The organism is Arthrobacter pasteuri (assembly GCF_054510955.1).
The window spans coordinates 912,337-930,111 of record NZ_JBTNDO010000001.1 but is presented as its reverse complement, the minus strand read 5'-3'; the positions used below and the strand labels follow the sequence as shown (position 1 = coordinate 930,111).

Annotated in this window: 11 protein-coding genes and 1 tRNA gene; 8 read left to right on the top strand and 4 right to left on the bottom strand. The window is 69.1% G+C overall.

The annotated features are described in order from the left end of the window. Positions 1-96 precede the first annotated feature (96 nt). The 3 genes from nudC to ACX80H_RS04295 are packed head-to-tail and all read left to right on the top strand — an operon-like array spanning position 97 to position 3,723. Positions 97-1,053, top strand: a complete 957-nt coding sequence (gene nudC / locus ACX80H_RS04305; RefSeq protein WP_459311276.1) for an NAD(+) diphosphatase — start codon at positions 97-99, stop codon at positions 1,051-1,053. Beyond that, positions 1,053-3,161 carry an ATP-dependent DNA helicase UvrD2 gene (locus ACX80H_RS04300; protein ID WP_459311274.1) on the top strand — a complete coding sequence of 703 codons (2,109 nt, stop codon included), beginning with the start codon at positions 1,053-1,055 and terminating at the stop codon, positions 3,159-3,161. Before nudC ends, ACX80H_RS04300 begins: the two co-directional genes overlap by 1 nt. Continuing rightward, positions 3,148-3,723 carry a M48 metallopeptidase family protein gene (locus tag ACX80H_RS04295; RefSeq protein ID WP_459311272.1) on the top strand — a complete coding sequence of 192 codons (576 nt, stop codon included), beginning with the start codon at positions 3,148-3,150 and terminating at the stop codon, positions 3,721-3,723. Before ACX80H_RS04300 ends, ACX80H_RS04295 begins: the two co-directional genes overlap by 14 nt. Positions 3,724-3,801: 78 nt before the next feature. Here ACX80H_RS04295 and ACX80H_RS04290 read toward each other — a convergent pair whose 3' ends face one another. Beyond that, positions 3,802-5,289, bottom strand: a complete 1,488-nt coding sequence (locus tag ACX80H_RS04290) for a zinc-dependent metalloprotease (RefSeq protein WP_459313360.1) — start codon at positions 5,287-5,289, stop codon at positions 3,802-3,804. A 375-nt stretch (positions 5,290-5,664) separates the two neighbouring features. Here ACX80H_RS04290 and ACX80H_RS04285 point away from each other — a divergent pair, with 375 nt between their 5' ends. From ACX80H_RS04285 to ACX80H_RS04275, 3 genes are all read left to right on the top strand, one after another. Next, positions 5,665-6,759, top strand: coding sequence for a YlbL family protein (locus ACX80H_RS04285; RefSeq protein ID WP_459311271.1), 1,095 nt, complete (start codon positions 5,665-5,667; stop codon positions 6,757-6,759). 229 nt (positions 6,760-6,988) lie between these two features. After that, on the top strand, positions 6,989-10,024 hold the full coding sequence (locus tag ACX80H_RS04280; RefSeq protein WP_459311269.1) for a UPF0182 family membrane protein: 3,036 nt from the start codon (positions 6,989-6,991) through the stop codon (positions 10,022-10,024). Positions 10,025-10,090: 66 nt separating this feature from the next. Beyond that, a tRNA-Met gene (locus ACX80H_RS04275) sits at positions 10,091-10,164 on the top strand. Between the two features lie 130 nt (positions 10,165-10,294). On the opposite strand, the gene ACX80H_RS04270 is transcribed toward ACX80H_RS04275, so the two are convergent. The 3 genes from ACX80H_RS04270 to ACX80H_RS04260 form a co-directional block, all read right to left on the bottom strand. Then, complete coding sequence (locus ACX80H_RS04270; protein WP_459311268.1) at positions 10,295-11,680, bottom strand: cryptochrome/photolyase family protein; 1,386 nt, start codon at positions 11,678-11,680, stop codon at positions 10,295-10,297. A gap of 147 nt (positions 11,681-11,827) precedes the next feature. Continuing rightward, positions 11,828-12,622: a PspA/IM30 family protein gene (locus ACX80H_RS04265; RefSeq protein WP_459311267.1), complete on the bottom strand. Its 795-nt coding sequence runs from the start codon at positions 12,620-12,622 to the stop codon at positions 11,828-11,830. 59 nt (positions 12,623-12,681) lie between these two features. Next, positions 12,682-14,823, bottom strand: a complete 2,142-nt coding sequence (locus ACX80H_RS04260) for a TPM domain-containing protein (protein ID WP_459311266.1) — start codon at positions 14,821-14,823, stop codon at positions 12,682-12,684. Between the two features lie 401 nt (positions 14,824-15,224). Between ACX80H_RS04260 and ACX80H_RS04255 the strand changes: the two genes are divergently transcribed. Both ACX80H_RS04255 and ACX80H_RS04250 read left to right on the top strand, forming a co-directional pair. Further along, positions 15,225-16,754, top strand: a complete 1,530-nt coding sequence (locus tag ACX80H_RS04255) for a S1C family serine protease (protein ID WP_459311265.1) — start codon at positions 15,225-15,227, stop codon at positions 16,752-16,754. Positions 16,755-16,931: 177 nt separating this feature from the next. After that, complete coding sequence (locus ACX80H_RS04250) at positions 16,932-17,759, top strand: electron transfer flavoprotein subunit beta/FixA family protein (protein WP_459311264.1); 828 nt, start codon at positions 16,932-16,934, stop codon at positions 17,757-17,759. Positions 17,760-17,775 lie beyond the last annotated feature (16 nt).

Below are 17,775 nucleotides of genomic sequence, written 5' to 3'. Positions count from 1 at the left end.
GTCGCCAGATGCACTACTCGTCTTCACTGCCGTACCGGTCCTCCACACCCGCCCCTCGAAATGGGTTTTGGGAGAGCGAGAACGTACCGTAGAACCATGACCGATCCGCTCCGGACCCTTGTGCTGCCACCCCTCGGATCGCTTCCGCTGTCGCGGGCGGATTCCGACCGCGACGGCGACTCGAGGACCACCGAGGACTTCCTCGACACCCTGTGGGCCTCGCCCGACACCCTGGTCCTCCCGCTCGCCCGCGGGAAGGCGCCGGTGGAGGGGAGCGCGCTCCGGCTCGTTCCGCCCCGTGACATCCAGCGGCCCGAGCTGGTCGTCTATCTCGGCCGCATCAACGAGGGCGCAGCGGATGCCGGACGCAGGGTCGTGCTCGCGGTCTTCGCCGACGAGGATCCTGGTATCGCCCCCGTCGACCAGTGGCTGGGGCTGCGGGAGATCGCCGCGTCTCTGGACGCCCGCGACACGGGGCTGTTCGTCCAGGCCGCCGCCATCGCCAACTGGCACAGCACGCACACCCACTGCCCCCGGTGCGGCACCGGAACGGAGCCGCGCGCCGCCGGGTGGGTGCGCCTGTGCCCCAAGGACGATTCCGAGCACTACCCGCGCACCGACGCGGCGATCATCGTGTCCGTGATCGACGACGACGACCGGCTGCTGCTCGGGTCCGCCGTCGCCTGGCCCGAGGACCGGTTCTCGACCCTCGCCGGTTTCGTGGAGCCGGGTGAGTCGCTCGAAGCCGCGGTCATCCGCGAGGTCGGGGAGGAATCCGGTATCGAGGTCCAGTCCCCGCAGTACCTCGGGTCGCAGCCCTGGCCCTTCCCGGCGTCGCTCATGCTGGGCTTCACCGCGCGGGCGGTGACGACCGATGCAGTACCCGACCGCGAGGAGATGCGCTCGCTGCGGTGGTTCACGCGGGAGCAACTGTTCACCGAGGTGCGCGACGGGAAGATCGCGGTCGCCGGCGGCGTGTCCATTGCCCGCGCCCTGATCGAGCGCTGGTACGGCGGGCCGCTCGACGAGGAGCCGTCGGAGGGCCGTCCCTAGTGTCCGGACTACTGCTCGAGGACAGCATCCTCGAGGGGCTCGACGACGAACAGCGGACGGTGGCGAGCACCCTCACGGGTCCGCTCTGCGTCCTTGCCGGAGCAGGCACGGGCAAGACGCGCGCCATCACGCACCGCATCGCCTATGGCGTCCACACCGGTGTCTACAAGCCGCAGCAGGTACTCGCCGTGACGTTCACGGCGCGCGCGGCGGCCGAGATGCGCACGCGGCTCCGCGACCTCGGAGCGGGCGGAGTGCAGGCCAGGACCTTCCATGCCGCAGCACTTCGCCAGCTGCAGTACTTCTGGCCGCAGGCCGTCGGGGGGCCCCTGCCGGCGCTGGTCGACCACAAGGCACAACTGATCGCCGAGTCGGCGCGGCGGCTGCGCCTGTCGACCGACCGCGCCGCCATCCGCGACGTCGCGGCGGAGATCGAATGGGCGAAGGTCTCCATGCTGACGCCGGACGCGTACTCGGCCGCGGCCGCGGGCCGGGCGGAACCGGCAGGGATGGATCTCACCACCGTCTCCCGGATCTTCTCGGCCTACGAGGACCTCAAGATCGACCGCAACCTCATCGACTTCGAGGACGTCCTGCTGACCACGGTCGCCATCCTCGAGGAGGATGAGAAGGTCGCGGCCACGGTCCGGGCCCAGTACCGGCATTTCGTGGTCGACGAGTACCAGGACGTCTCGCCGCTCCAGCAGCGCCTGCTCGACCTGTGGCTGGGGGAACGGCGTGAGCTGTGCGTCGTCGGCGACGCCAGCCAGACCATCTACTCGTTCACGGGAGCGACGTCGCGGCACCTGCTCGACTTCACCAAGCGCTACGAGGGCGCGCAGGTGGTGAGACTGGTCCGCGACTACCGCTCGACCCCGCAGGTGGTGCGCGCTGCCAACACCCTGCTGGCGGCGCGGAGCAGCGAGGCCGACCGGCATGCGGTGGGGACCACGTGGTCCGCCCCGCTGGAGCTCGTCGCGCAGCGCCCGTCGGGTCCCGAACCGGTCTTCACCGAGTGCAGCGACGACGAGGGCGAGGCCGCGGAGTGCGCGAGGCGCATCGGCGTCCTGCTCGACCAGGGCGTGAAGGCCAGCGAGATCGCCATCCTGTACCGCACCAACGGCCAGTCGGAGGCATACGAGCAGGCACTGGCAAGCGCAGGCATCGGCTACCAACTGCGCGGCGGCGAGAGGTTCTTCCAGCGACGCGAGGTCCGCGACGCCCTGCTGCAGCTGCGCGCTGCGGCACGTACCCAGGGCGACGACGACGTCCCCCAGCAGGTGCGCGACGTCCTCGCCTCGCTCGGCTACACCTCCGTCGCACCCCAGAACTCCGGTGCCGTCCGGGAGAAGTGGGAGTCGCTCGCCGCCCTCGTCGGGCTGGCCGACGAACTCAACCGGGTTCGCGGACCGGAGGCCTTCACCCTGCAGCTGTTCGTCGCCGAACTCGAAGAGCGGGCCGCTGCCCAGCACGCTCCGACTGTGCAGGGAGTCACTCTGGCATCGCTGCACTCCGCCAAGGGGCTCGAGTGGGACGCCGTCTTCCTCGTCGGGCTGAGCGAAGGGCTCATGCCCATCTCGTTCGCCGACACCCAGGAGGCCATCGACGAGGAACGCCGGCTCCTGTATGTCGGCATCACCCGTGCCCGCATCCACCTCTCCCTCTCCTGGTCGACCTCGCGCTCGCCGGGCGGACGGGCCAGCAGGAAGCCCTCACGCTTCCTCGATGCGCTGCGCCCGGCGACCGCCGGCCAGGCATCCTTCCGTCAGCCGCGGGCGAAGACCAACCGCAAGGCGTCGTCGCCCGCCGTCTGCCGGGTGTGCAAGCGGCCCCTCCTCACCGGGTCGGAGCGGAAGATCGGCCGCTGCAACGACTGTCCTGCGAGCTACGAGGAACAGACGTTCGAAGCGCTCCGCGCCTGGCGGCTCGTCGAGGCCCGGGAGAAGGACGTGCCCGCGTTCGTCGTCTTCACCGACGCCACGCTGGTCGCCATCGCGGAGGCGAAACCACAGACTCTGGACGAGCTCGGTGAACTGGCAGGCGTGGGATCCGCGAAGCTCGAGCGGTACGGCGAGGCCGTGCTCGAGATCATCAGTGACAACGCCTGAGGCCGCCGGACCGCCGGGCCCGGCGCGGCTGCCGGTCGAGGTTCGACGGTCGGCGCGGCGCAAGCGGACCGTGAGCGCCGACATCCGGGACGGCGTCCTGCGGGTCTTCATCCCGGGCCACTTCTCCGCGAGCCAGGAGCGCCATTGGGTCGAGCGCATGGTGGAGCGGATGTCGGCCAAGTACTTCGACGCCCCCGCCATCGATGACGACCGGCCCGTGCCTGCGCTGCTCCAGCGGGCGGAGCGGCTCGCGGAGCAGTACCTGGGCGGCAGGGGAGTGCCGGCGACCATCGGATGGGTGACCAACCAGAATTCGCGGTGGGCGTCCGCCACCCCTGCCCACCGTTCCGTCCGCTTGTCCCACAAGCTCCAGGGGATGCCCGACTGGGTCGTGGACTACGTGATCCTGCACGAGATGGCACACCTGATCGAGCCCTCGCACAACGCCGCCTTCTGGGACCTGCTCACGACCTACCCGCGGACCGAGACGGCCAAGGCCTTCCTGGACGGGGCGGCCTTCGCGGCGCAGCGCAGCCTGACGGGTGGGCAGGAGGACTTCTGACCGGACGCGGTCCGCGGACCCGCGCCTCCGCTCAGCCCAAAGGCCGACGCAGCAGGACGAGCGCGGGCAGGACCGGCGTCAGCGGCTGCCGCTGCCGTCCGCGGGCCCGTCCTCGGTGTCCGGTCCCTCGTCGGAGGCGCTCGACGGCCCGGTGCCGCTGTCGGTATCGGCTGCAGGCGTGTCTTTGGTGGCCTCGCCGGAGCCCTCGCCACCAGCGGCGTCCTCGTCCTTCGGCTCGAAGCCGCCGGACAGGAGGCGCTCCAGTGCGGCATCGACGTCGGCGTCGGAGGATTCGATCAGCCGCCGGCGCTCGGAGAATCCGGCGGGGTCATCGAGGTCCTCTGCCGTGGGAAGCAGGTCGGGGTGCTGCCACAGGGCGTCGCGCCCTTCGATGCCGCGCTCCTCGGTCAGGAGCGACCAGAGCGCGGATGCATCACGCAGACGGCGCGGCCTCAGCTCCAGCCCGACGAGGGATGCGAACGCATGCTCGGCCGGTCCGCCCGTCGCCCGGCGGCGCCGGACCATCTCGCGCAGCGCGGCGGCGGAGGGGAGGTTCGCTGCGGCGGCCGCCGTGAGCTGGTCGACCCAGCCCTCGACGAGGGCGAGCGTGGTCTCGAGCCGCACGAGTGCGGCGTCCTGCTCGGGGGTCCGTTCGGGCATGAACACGCCCTGCGAGAGGGCACCCTGCAGGCTCTCGGGATTGGTCGGGTCGATGTCCCGTGCGGCCTCCTCGATCTTGCCCATGTCGATGTGGATGCCCCTCGCGTACCGCTCGATGCTGCCGAGGAGGTGACCTGTGAGCCACGGAATGTGCGTGAACAGCCGGACGTGGGCCGCCTCGCGGACTGCGAGGAAGAGCTGGACCTCCTGTTCGGGGATGTCGAGGCCCGCACCGAAGGCCGCGACGTTGGCGGGCAGCAGGGCCATCCGTCCCTCGGCGAGGGGGACGCCGATGTCCGTCGACCCGACGACGTCCTTGGAGAGCGCACCGACGGCCTGCCCGAGCTGCATGCCGAACATCGCGCCGCCCACGTTCTGGAGCATCGAGGCAGGGCCGCCCATCATGCCCATCATCGACTTCATCTCCTCGGGGAGCTGCTCGGAGATGACGTCGGACAGGGCCTTGGCGATGCTCGTGGCGACGGGCTCGGTGAGACGGCGCCATGTGGACATGGTGGCCTCGACCCACTCCGCGCGCGACCAGGCGCGTCCGAGCTGACCCGTGCTCGGGAAGTCGGTGACCGGGTCCAGCCACAGCTCGGCGAGTTTCAGGGCCTCATCGACGCTCCGACGCTGCAGCGACGTGACCGAGGGGTCGTTGTCCGACGCGGCGACACGGCGCGCCTGGTCGTGGGCCATCTGCCAGTTGACGGGGCCCTCGCTGGGCGTGGAGAACATCGCCTGGACCTGCTGCATGATCATGGCCATGGCGGCGGGGTCGGAAGACAGGCCTGCCGCCTTCGCGAGCTCCTGGGGATCGAAGCCGCCGGCTCCGCCGCCGAACATCTTCGCGATCTCCTGGGGATCGAAGCCGCCGGCCCCGCCGCCGAACATCTTCGACAGCATCTCGGACAGGGGGTCCTGGGGCGTGTCGTCGTCGCCGTTCGAGGGGTTGGATGGGTTGGTCACTGATACCACCGGTCCTGGGAGTAGCTTGGCGGGTCCGGGCGGGAGGGCATGACCACTCCTGCCGGCTGTGGAAGACACGCTACCGGCCGGGCCGTGCCGGTGTCCCTCGTGCCGTGGGTCGTTCGCTGAGGGCAAAGCCGCCCGGAGCCGTGCGGAGCCGTGCAGGAGCGGTGCATGCTGAGGGACGGGGTCCCAGACATCCAGGGTCGGTGCAGGGCTACTCTGGTTGTGCCGGTATGGTGCTGATCGCCCAGCGCACGGCATGCGACCTCAGCGCCCTCCAGAGATCCGCGCCCTACAGAGAGAAGCACAGTGACGCAGCCTGTCCACTTCGAGACCTACACCCCCGAGGAGCCCTCCCGGCCCAGGGACCCGCGCTTCCGCGCGATGGCGGTGTCCGGGGGCCTCGCCGTCGTTCTGTGCGCAGCCGCGGTCCTCCTGCCGTCGCCCTATGTCATCGAGTCGCCCGGGCCGACGTTCAACACCATCGGTGAGATCGACGGACAGCCCCTCATCCACGTCGAGGGCAGGGAGAGCTTCCCGCCGCAGGGCGAACTGGACCTCACGACGGTGTACGTGAGCGGCGGACCGAACGGACAGGTGAACGTCCTCGACACGTTCCGGGCCTGGGCAGATCCCGACGAGAACGTCCGGCCCGAGCAGCTGGTCTATCCCGAGGGAACGACGTCGTCCGACGTGCAGGAGCAGAATGCGGTGGCGATGACGTCGTCGCAGGAATCCGCGATCGCCGCTGCGCTGTCCCACCAGGACATCGCCTTCACCGAGGAACTGTCGGTCGCGGGACTGGCCGCGGGTTCCCCGTCCGACGGGGTCCTGGAAGAAGGGGACGTCCTGCGCGCGATCGACGGCGAGGAGATCGAGAACATCGAGAGCCTGCGATCGGCACTGCGGGACGCCGGAGGAGCGCCGGCCACCCTGTCGATCACCCGGGACGGAGTCGGGGACGAGGTCTCCGTGACACCCAGGCAGTCGGAGGAAGGGAACTTCCAGCTGGGCATCCTGCTCGCGTCCACCTTCGACTTCCCGTTCGACGTGACCATCCAGCTCAACAATGTGGGAGGTCCGTCCGCCGGCATGATGTTCGCGCTCGGTATCGTCGACACCCTCACGGAAGGGGATCTCACCGGCGGCAGGCACTTCGCGGGGACCGGGACGATCGATTCCACCGGTGCCGTCGGCCGGATCGGCGGGATCGCCCAGAAGCTCGTGGCAGCACGTGCCGCTGGCGCGGACTTCTTCCTGGCTCCCGAGGGGAACTGCGATGACGTCGTCGGCCACATCCCCGACGGACTGACCGTGGTGAAGGTGTCGACCCTCGACGAGGCCTTCGACGCCGTCGAGGCCCTGGGTGCAGGCGGGGACCCGGCGGGGCTGCCGTCCTGCTGAACCGGCAGGACGGCGGATCGCAGCAGGCCGCGGCCCACGGATGACACGGTTGGATGACGATCCTGGCCGGTCGGCCGCCCGCGGGAACCTAATTGGTCCGCCTGAGCGTGAACAGGGCAGAATGAAAACACGAAGGGCGGACCTGCGCGCTGTCTTCTGCCCGTCCCGGGCCGGGGAGCGAAGGGGATACCGGTCATCGTGACCCGCAGCAGCTAACGATGAGGTAGATGTGACATCCGGACCAGACCGTCCGTTCGGCAGTAGGCCGAGCCCAGCAAGTGCTTCACTAGGCCGGCGCCGCAGCCCGCTGATCCCGACGATCATCGTCGTGGCGGTGATCGTCATCGCCTTCGTCTATCTGTCCCAGGTCTACGCGGACGTCCTCTGGTACCAGCAACTCGGGTTCCTCGAGGTCTTCGTCACGGAGAACCTGTCCCGGATCGTGCTGTTCGTCGTCGCGTTCCTCATCATGGCCGGGGCCGTGTACTTCAGCCTGCGCATCGCGTTCCACAGCAGGCCCATCTACGCGCCCGACAGCGCCATCCAGGACAACCTGAACCGCTACCAGGCGCAGCTCGAGCCGATCCGGCGCCTGCTGATGCTCGGTATCCCCGTGGTCCTCGGAGCCTTCGCGGGTACCGCCGCCTCCTCGCAGTGGCAGGAGGTGCTGCTCTTCCTGCACCGGGTTCCTTTCGGCAAGTCCGACCCCGAGTTCGGGATGGACTACGGGTTCTACATGTTCACGCTGCCATTCCTCAGCTTCGTGACGGGCTTCCTCATCAGCGTGGTCATCATCAGCGCGATCGCCACCGTCCTCACCCACTACCTGTACGGCGGGATCCGGCTCGAGGAGAAGGGCCTGTTCACCACGAAGGCAGCCCGCGTGCAGATCGCCGTCGTCGCGGCCCTCTTCCTGGTCCTACAGGGCGTCAACTACTGGCTGGACCGCTACGACACGCTGCTGAATCAGGGCACCTGGGCCGGCGCGCTCTACACCGACGTCAACGCGGTGATCCCCACCAAGGCGATCCTCGCCGTCGCCGCCGTCATCGTGGCGGTGCTGTTCGTCGCATCGGCGTTCATCGGCCGCTGGCGCCTGCCGCTGATCGGTACGGCGATGCTCATCATCACGGCCCTGCTCGCGGGCGGCGTCTACCCCGCCATCGTGCAGCGCTTCCAGGTGCGTCCGTCGGAACTCAGCCTCGAGGGCGAGTACATCGACCGGAACATCAACCTGACCCGCGAGGCCTACGGCCTCGACCAGGTCGAGGTCGAGGCGTACAACCCCGAGGACGTACCCCAGGCCGGCGCACTGGGCGACGACGGGGAGACCACGGCGAACATCCGCCTGCTCGACCCGAACCTGGTCTCCGACGCCTTCAGCCAGCTCCAGCAGTTCCGCCAGTACTACCAGTTCCCCGAGACCCTCAACGTGGACCGCTACGAGATCGACGGCGAGGTCCAGGACACGGTCATCGCCGTGCGGGAACTGGACACCAACGGTGTGCCGGAGGGCTGGGTCAACGAGCACGCCTTCTACACCCACGGCTACGGAGTGGTCGCCGCCGCCGGTTCGACGGTCGAGCCGGACGGCCGCCCGTCCTTCCTGCAGTCGGGCATCCCCTCGACCGGTGTGCTCGGCGACGAGTCCACCTACGAGCCCCGCATCTACTTCGGGGAGGACTCTCCCGAGTACTCGGTCGTCGGAGCGCCGGACGGACAGGCTCCTGCCGAGATCGACCGCCCGCAGAACGAGAACTCGGAGGACGAGTCGCGCACCACGTTCGACGGCGACGGCGGACCGGACGTCGGCAATGCCTTCAACCGCCTCGTCTACGCGCTGAAGTTCCAGTCGACGGACCTCCTGCTCTCCAACCAGGTCAACAGCGAGTCGCAGATTCTCTACGACCGTGACCCCGTGGACCGTGTCCGCAAGCTCGCTCCCTACCTGACGCTCGACGGCAACAGCTACCCGGCGATCGTCGACGGCAGGGTGAAGTGGATCATCGACGGGTACACCACCAGCGCCAACTTCCCGTACTCGACGCAGCAGGAACTGGAGTCCGCGACGCAGGACTCGCAAACGGCGGAGGGCCTCGCCACGGCTCTCCCCGCCGAGCAGGTCAACTACATCCGGAACGCAGTCAAGGCGACCGTCGACGCGTACGACGGCTCGGTCGACCTGTATGCCTGGGACGACCAGGATCCCGTCCTGAAGTCCTGGCAGAACGTGTACCCGTCCTCGCTGAAGCCCTACAGCGACATGTCGGCGGACCTCATGGCGCACGTGCGCTACCCCGAGGACCTCTTCAAGGTGCAGCGCGAACTACTCGCCCGCTACCATGTCACCACGACGGACGAGTTCTACAACAACAGTGAGGCCTGGAACGTCCCGGCCGATCCGGAGGAGAGCGCCGAGGGTGCGGCGACGACCGCGGCGACGGACCGCCAGCCGCCGTTCTACCTTACGCTGCAGATGCCGAACCAGGACGAGGCCGCGTTCTCGCTGACCACGCCGTACATCCCCTTCGTGCCCACGGGCCAGACGCCGCGGAACGTGCTCTACGGGTTCCTGGCGGCGAACGGCGACGCCGGCACCGGCGAGGACGGCGTCAAGAGCGAGAACTACGGCCGGCTCACGCTGCTGGACAGTTCGGGACGGGACTCCGTGGTGGGCCCCGGCCAGGCGCAGAACCTCTTCAACTCGGACACCACGGTGTCGCAGGAGCTCAACCTGCTGCGCCAGGGTGCATCGGAGGTCATCAACGGCAACCTGCTGACCCTGCCCATCGGTGGCGGGATCGCCTACGTGCAGCCCGTGTACGTGCAGTCCTCGGGCAGCTCGTCCTTCCCCGTCCTGCGGCGGGTGCTCGTGAGCTTCGGCGACAACGTCGGCTTCGCGCCGACGCTCGACGAGGCGCTCGACCAGGTCTTCGGTGGAGACTCCGGGGCGACGACGGGTGACAGCGAGAACGTCGGCGAGACGCCCGAGGATCCTGCAGCGCCCCCTGCCGAGGAAGGCGGCGAAGGTGCAACGCCGACGCCGACACCCACCCCGTCCACAGGGGGAACCCCCGGGACGGACGATCCGGCGGCGGACCTCCGGACCGCGCTCGACGATGCGAACAAAGCGATCCAGGACGGGAACGCGGCGCTCGCGGCCGGCGACTTCGCCGCCTACGGTGAAGCCCAGGACCGCCTGCAGGACGCACTCCAGCGGGCGCTCGACGCCGAGGAACGCGTCTCGGCGGGCACGGGGCAGTAGCCCGGGAGGGCAGGCAGCAGCCCGATTTGCCTTCACGCCCCGCGGCCGGTAACGTTGGTTACACGCCGCGGGGTGGAGCAGTTCGGTAGCTCGCTGGGCTCATAACCCAGAGGTCACAGGTTCAAATCCTGTCCCCGCAACAAAGAAAAGTCCGGCCCACCACTGGTGGGCCGGACTTTTTGCTGTGCCCGCTTTCTCCGTGCCCGGCGCCATGCCACGTGTCGTGCCCGGCGCTTCCCCCGGGGCGGGCCCTGGAGGAAGCGCCGGGTGTCAGTTCTCCGACAGGGCTTTGTACGCGCTCAGTGCCCGCTCACGGCTCTCCTTGAGGTCGACGACGGGTTCCGGGTAACCGGGCGCCGCACCCTTCCACGGTTCGTGGACGTTGTCCGCGTCCGCCAGTTCCGGCACGAACCGCACGAGGTACTTCCCTGCGGGATCGAATTTCTTGCTCTGCAGCACGGGGTTGAAGATGCGGAAGTAGGGGCTGGCATCGGCGCCGGAGCCCGCGACCCACTGCCAGCTCGCGGCGTTCGACGCAGCGTCCGCGTCCACCAGGCAGTCCCAGAACCACTTCTCACCGACGCGCCAGTCGATCATGAGGTTCTTGATGAGGAAGGACGCCGTCGCCATGCGGACGCGGTTGTGCATCCAGCCGATCTCCCACATCTGGCGCATCCCGGCGTCGATCAGGGGATAGCCGGTCCGTCCACGCTGCCACGCCTCGAGCTCGGACTGCGTCGAGGTCTCCCACGCGAAGGCGTTGAACTCGGGACGGTAGTTCACGGTCGCCAGTTCGGGGTGGAAGTACAGCAGCTGCCAGCTGAACTCGCGCCAGCCGAGCTCGGAGCCGAAGACGCGGATGTCCTCGGCCGTCGAAGGGTCCTTGGAGTCCTGGGCGGCATGCCAGACCTCGAACGGGCTGATCTCCCCGAACCGCAGGTGGGGCGAGAGCATGCTGGTGCCATCGACGGCGGGCAGGTTGCGGTTGTCCTTGTAGCCGCGGGCCCTGTCGAGGAAGTCGTCCAGCCGCGCGTGCGCCCCCGCCTCGCCGGGTGTCCACGTGTCGCGGAGGCCCTGCGCCCAGTCGGGGGACGGAAGGAGTCCCAGGGCGTCGAGGTCGTCGGACGCGAGTTGGGGCCCGTGCAGGGACCCGGGCGCCGGGAGGGGCTTCCGGGGGGTCCGCGACGCCAGGCAGGCCCTCCAGAACGGTGTGAAGACCTTGTACGCCCCTCCCGTCCCCGAGGTGACCTCCCACGGTTCGTACATCAGGTTGGCCTGGTAGCTCGTCGCCTCGACCCCGTGGTCCGCCAGGGATGCCTTCAGCGCCGCGTCGGTGGTGCGCTCCGCCAGCCCGTAGCGCCGGTTCCACACGACGGCGCGGGCCGAGGACTCCGCGACGACCCGGGGGAGCACATCCGCTGCCGCTCCCCGACGGAGGACGAGGGGTATGCCGAGGTCGGCGAGCGTCGCCGCCAGGGCCGCGAGTGAGTGGTGCAGCCACCACTTCGAGGCACCGCCCAAGGGGCGGATGCCCGCCGTGTCCTCGTCGAGGACGTAACAGGCGACGACGTCGTCCCCGCTGTCCGCAGCTGCGGCGAGCGCCGGGTTATCGGATATGCGGAGATCGTCGCGGAACCACACCAGTGTCACAGCCATGCCCTCAATCTACCCGGGCGCCCCCAGCGGTGATCCCCGTTAAGAGGAAGGGAACCACGGCCGGAAGGCCGCAGTTCCCTTACTCGATCCGCTGACGTGGTCCGCGGAGTTGATTCGCGGAGTTGATTCGCGGAGTTGATCCGCGGATCAGTAGGTGGTCTCGCCCGTGGTCTGGGGAGTGCCGGCCGGCGTCTCGGTGGTCGCACCCTGACCGATCGCGGACCGCGTGCCGGCGCCGGACTTGAGCGCGGCGAGGCGCGCCTCGATCTCGGTCTGCTCGCCGAGGTCCTCCAGGCTCTCGAACTGCGCATCCAGGCTCGACGAAGCGAGCTCCTGCTGCCCGAGGACCCTGGCCTCCTCGCGCCGGATCTTCTCCTCGAAGCGGCCCACCTCGCTCGTCGGGTCCATGAAGTCGATGCTCTTGACGGCGTCGTGCACCTGCTGCTGCGCCTGCGCGGTGCGCGCGCGGGCGATGAGCTGGTCGCGCTTGGTCGTCAGTTCGCCGAGCTTGCCCTTCATCTGGTTGAGGCCGTCCTTGAGCTTGTCGACGATCTCGGTCTGCGACGCGATGGTCGGCTCGGCGCCCTTCGCCTCGTTCTCCGCGGCGATCTGGCGCTGGATGGCCACCTTGGCCAGGTTGTCGAACTTCTGGGCATCCGCCGTGTCGCCGGACGCGCGGTACTCGTCGGCCTTGCGGGAGGCCGCGAGCGCCTTGTTGCCCCAGCTGCGGGCGTTCTCGATGTCCTCGTTGTAGTCGTCCTGCATCATGCGGAGGTTGCCGATGGTCTGTGCGACGGCGCTCTCGGCCTCGGCGATGCTGTTCGTGAAGTCGCGGACCATCTGGTCGAGCATCTTCTGCGGATCCTCCGCCTGGTCGATCAGCGCGTTGATGTTGGCCCGCGTGAGCTGGGCGATCCTGCCGAAAATTGACTGCTTTACCATTGATTTCCCTTTCGATTCTTCGGAATAGTGCGTCCTGCTGGTGGAACCGGCGAAGTGGCCTAGAAGTCGCCGCCGCCGCCCCCAAAGTCGCCGAAGCCGCCGCCGCCGCCGTCGAACCCGCCGAAGCCGCCGCCGCCGAAGCTCCCGCCGTCACCGCCGAATCCACCGCCCCCGCCATCGCCGCCGCCGTAGCTTCCGCCGAACCCGCCGCCGAAGCCCCCGCCGCCATTGAGGATGGACCCGAGCAGGATGCCGCCGAGCAGGGCGCCGCCCATGCCGTCCCCCCTGCCGCCGTACATACCGCCCATGCCCATGCGGCCCCGGCCGAAGCCGTCCACGTCCTGCTCGGCCAGCTGGGCGGCCTGATCGGCCAGCATCGCTGCCTGCTGGGCGTGCGACAGGGCCGTCACGGGATCGGATCGCTGGAGATCGACGGCGTAGTCGAGGTTGCGTTCGGCCTCGGCGAGTCGCGTGCGTGCCTCACTGCCGACGCCGCCACGGCGCGCCCGGATGTAGTCGGCCGTGCCCGAGATGCTCGACTGCGCGGCGATGATCGCGTGCTGGAGCGAGTCCTGGGCGCGACGTGAGTTCTCCGCCTGGTCGCGGACACCGCCGAGGGCGGCGTCGAGCTGGGCGTGAGCGGCTTCGAGGCGCTGCAGCAGGGCGAGCGGGTTGCTGCGCGCGTTCTGGCGCTCCTGCCGCACGGTCGTCACGGCGGCCTGAAGAGCCGCGACGGGACCGGCGAGATCGCGGTACTGGCCTGCGCGGTCCATCGCTGCAGCCTGGGCGAGGTCCTGCTCCGCCTCGGGCAGCGCCCGTTCGAGTTCCCGCTCGGCCACTGCCAGTTCGTCGGCCCGCTTGTCGATGGCGTCGAGGAGGACAGTGCTCTGGTGGACCGCCTCCTCGGCGGCGCGCACCGCGACGACGGCCCGTCCGGTGTCACCACCGGCCATCCGCGACTGCGCTTCCTGCGCGGCGCTGTCGACGAAGGAGAGCCGCTCCCGCGCCTGCTCGATGTTGTCGGCGACCTGGGAGGTGGCCGTCTCGAGGTAGCGGCCCTGGAGCGACCGGAGGGACTGCTCGGCCGCCGCGAACCGTCGGCCCGCGTCCGCAGCGGCGGACTGCGCCCTGCGGAGCGCCTCGGGGGCGTTGCGCTCGAGCTCGCGCAAGGCGTCGAAGTCCTCCTTGTGCGCCTGCAGCGAGGCATTCACGTCGTCGCAGCGGCGGATGATCTCCCCGAGCCACTGGCGCTGCTGCTGCTCGGTGTCCGGGATGTGGTCGTCGAGCTGCTGCTGCAGCTTGAAGGACTCACCCATGTGCTGTTTCGCGGCCGCTATGTCCTGCGAGAACGTGGTGATGGCCTCACTGCCGTACTGGGCTTCCGCGAAGCCCAGCTCCTGCTCGCTGGACTTGATGGCGTCGTCGGCCGCTACGAGCAGGCTCCCGGCGCGCTTGCGCAGGTCCTCGACGCTCAGGGAGGCGAGCGGATCAACCACCTCGCCACTGGCGGAGGGTACCGGCCCGTAGCCGTACTCCTCACGTTTGCGCTGCGCGTTGTTGCCGCCGCGGTTCTTGAGCAGCATGTACCCGCCGGCGCCGGCCACGGCGACGAGTCCGCCTACGAGGGCGAGGCCACCGAGGGCGCTGCCGCCGGTCGAACCGGTGCTTCCCGTCGGGTTCTCCTCTCCGGTGGAGCCGCCCGCGGAACTGCCCGACAGTGCTTCCTCGGTGCCCTGCACCGCGGCGAGTCCGGCCCCTGCGAAGTCCCTGCCCTGCTGCAGCTCGGGCCCGATGAACTGGCTGTAGATGTCCTGGCCCTGTCCGCCGATGGCCGAGCCGCTCCCCACCACGTAGGACGCGGCTCCCTGCTCGACGGCGATCGCCAGAAGCCCCTCGTTCGAGGTCTGGTCATTGAGCTGGGCCGTGGTCGTGGCCCACTGGTTGCGATCCGTCGGGTTCTCGAAGGCATCGACGTAGGCGACCCGGACCGTGAAGCCCTCCTGCGACCGCAGGTCCTCGATCGCCGCCTCGAGCTCGCTCTCCTCGCTCGGACTGAGGACTCCCGCAGTGTCGGTGACATAGTCCCCGGACGGGAAGGTGATCGGCTCATCGGCGAAAGCCGCCGCACTCGAGACCAGCGGGATCGCCACGACGGCACCCAGGACAGCAGAGACGCGGATGCGCCTGCTCATCATTCGCATTTTCGACCCTTCAGCACGTCCCCCGGACCCTACCGGTCCCGTGACTGGGGTCGGCGGACGCCGGAGGCTCCCTGTCTTCCCGATTCTATGGTCGGGGTTCGGGAGCGTCCACCACCGCCCCTATGCCTCTAGCGAAAGCGCGGCGACGACACCCACTGCTTCCCGCCGGTAAGACCTGCACCCCTAGCATGACGGCGGCCGGCAGGATCGCTCGTGGCCCGAACGGCCCTGCCCCCCGCAGCGGCGCGGCGGGCAAGGGATACTGGGGGAGTCGCGGTCCTGGTGCCGTCGGTGGTACTGGACCAAGCGACAGCAACTTCTCAGAAACCGCACAGCAAACGCATGCTTGAGGCTCAGCGAAGGTTGCCATGATGTGGTCAACAGCAACGAAAGGACCTCCCATGAACGAGCAGCCGGGTACCCCGGGCGCCGCAGATCGCCCCCTTCCTCCACAGCCGTCCAACCCGCCGTCATGGGGGACGGGTCGGAACGGTCAGCACGACGCGGGACGGGCGCCCGAGGGCTCTCCGGACACGACGGTCCAGCCGGTCACCGACACACCTACCGCGCAGCATCCCGCCGTTTCCGGTCCTGCGCAGGGGGTCCAGCACCAGGACTTCTCCCAGGACGCTCCTCATCCTGCCTATGCGGGACACCAGCCCTTCTACGGCGGACAGAGCGGCAGTTACCCGTCCGCCCCGCAGCATGCGGGCGGACGAGCGGGGACGAGGGAGCGCAAGCGCGTGGGACTCGCGACCTTCGCCGCAGGAGTCCTCGTTGCCGGGCTCATCGGCGGCGGCGCGGCGACGGCCGCCTACACCGTGCTCGATGACAGCTCGCCCGTCAGCACGTCCCAGGGCGCGCCCGAGTCGATCGTGGTGAACAACACCGAGGACGTCAACACCATCACGGGGGCTGCGGTGACGGCCTCGCCGAGCGTCGTCACGATCGCCGTCAGCGGCGGCAGCTCGAGCGGCTCCGGATCGGGCATCATCCTCGACACGGACGGACACATCCTCACGAACACCCACGTCGTCACTCTGGGCGGGCAGGTGTCCGACCCGACCGTCGAGGTCAAGCTCAACGACGGACGCGTCTTCCCGGCCACGGTCGTCGGAACGGACCCCCTGAGTGATCTCGCTGTCATCAAGATCGACGCATCCGACCTGACCGCGGCAACCCTCGGGAACTCGGACGAGCTGAACGTCGGTGACACCGCGATTGCCATCGGTGCCCCGCTCGGACTGAGCGGAACGGTCACCGACGGCATCGTCTCCACCCTGAACAGGACGATCAGCGTGGCGTCCTCGGCAGTGCCGGAGGATTCGTCGGACAGCACGGAGTCCCAGGACGGCGAAGGCTTCAACTTCCTTCCGCCGGGCGGCTCCGGATCGCAGCAGACGCAGGCACAGGGCTCGATCTACCTCAACGTCATCCAGACCGACGCCGCAATCAACCAGGGCAACTCGGGCGGTGCGCTCGTGGACGCGGACGGAAAGATCATCGGCGTGAACGTGGCGATCGCATCGGCCGGTTCCGGCGAGTCCACCGGCAACATCGGCGTGGGCTTCTCGATCCCGATCAACTATGCGGACCGCATCGCGAGGGAGATCATCGCGAACGGTGAGGCGACCCACGGGTTCCTGGGGGTCAGCGTCACGCCGGCCTCCGGTGACGGGTCCCAGAGCACCTCCACCTTCTCATCCGGCGCGCTGGTCGAGTCGGTCGAACCGGATTCACCTGCGGAGGATGCCGCGCTGCAGGTGGGCGACGTCATCACCAAGGTGGGGAACTTCGCCGTCAGCGACCCGGAGTCCCTGACGGCTGCGGTGCGGTTCCAGACGGTGGGACAGCAGGTACCGGTGGAGCTCACGCGCGGAGGAGAGTCCCGCACGGTGGAGGTCACGCTCGCGCAGGCGCCGACCCCGTAGGCCGGCCCGACGGGTCTGCATACAGGTGAACAACGCGCTCGAGGCGGTCCCGGAGCCGGGACCGCCTCGAGCGCGTCACGGGCCAGGGGCAGGACGACGGCGGGACGCCGGGCGGACGCCGACGTCACCTATGGTTAGCTAGTCGATGGGAAGATCCCCGAACGAGGAAGGTCATCAATGGACGAGGCTCCAGCTCCAGGACTGCGCATCGCGGTCCTCGTGAAGCATGTTCCCGATGCTCAGTTCGACCGCCACATCAGCAGCGACGACCTGACGACGGTACGCGCCGAGAGCATTCTCTCCGAACTGGACGAGTACGCGCTCGAAGCAGCCCTCCAGCTCGTCGAGGCCCACGGGGGAGCGGCTGCCGGCCACCGCGTCACGGCCCTCACGATGGGCCCCCCGGCCGCGGTCGGAGCGGTCAAGAAGTCCCTCCAGATCGGCGCCGATGACGGAGTGCACCTCACGGACGAGGCACTGAGCGGATCCGATGCCTCGGCCACCTCCAGGGCCCTCGCCGCCCTCCTGCAGCACGCCGGACCGTTCGATCTCATCCTCACGGGCATGGCGTCCACGGACGGTGAGACCTCCCTCGTCCCTGCGCAGCTCGCCGAGCGGCTCGCCCTGCCCCAGGTGACCTTCGCGGCGTCGCTCGACCTGACGCATGAGGACGGCGGCTGGAAGATCGCCGCGCGCCGCGACAACGACACCTTCGCCGAAACCGTCGAAGCGCCCCTGCCGGCGCTGGTATCCGTGACGGACCAGATCAACGAGCCCCGGTACCCGAATTTCAAGGGCATCATGGCCGCGAAGAAGAAGCAGATCCAGGTCCTCTCACTCGCCGACGTGGGGCTTCAGCCGGATGATGTCGGCTTCGCCGGTTCCTGGACGAGGATCGAGGCGGCAGCCCCGAGGCCGCCGCGCAGCCAGGGGATCGTCATCACCGACGAGGGCGACGCCGGTATCAGGCTCGTCGACTTCCTCGCGGGACAGAAACTCCTCTAGTCCGTCCTTCGCCGCA

What these genes read in the sequence shown, in the direction of transcription:
- nudC (WP_459311276.1), top strand. Translation starts at nt 97, where the DNA reads ATGACCGATCCGCTCCGGACCCTTGTGCTGCCACCCCTCGGATCGCTT.
- ACX80H_RS04290 (WP_459313360.1), bottom strand. Translation starts at nt 5,289, where the DNA reads ATGCTGTCGAAGATGTTCGGCGGCGGGGCCGGCGGCTTCGATCCCCAG.
- ACX80H_RS04270 (WP_459311268.1), bottom strand. Translation starts at nt 11,680, where the DNA reads ATGGCTGTGACACTGGTGTGGTTCCGCGACGATCTCCGCATATCCGAT.
- ACX80H_RS04265 (WP_459311267.1), bottom strand. Translation starts at nt 12,622, where the DNA reads ATGGTAAAGCAGTCAATTTTCGGCAGGATCGCCCAGCTCACGCGGGCC.
- ACX80H_RS04260 (WP_459311266.1), bottom strand. Translation starts at nt 14,823, where the DNA reads ATGCGAATGATGAGCAGGCGCATCCGCGTCTCTGCTGTCCTGGGTGCC.
- ACX80H_RS04255 (WP_459311265.1), top strand. Translation starts at nt 15,225, where the DNA reads ATGAACGAGCAGCCGGGTACCCCGGGCGCCGCAGATCGCCCCCTTCCT.
- ACX80H_RS04250 (WP_459311264.1), top strand. Translation starts at nt 16,932, where the DNA reads ATGGACGAGGCTCCAGCTCCAGGACTGCGCATCGCGGTCCTCGTGAAG.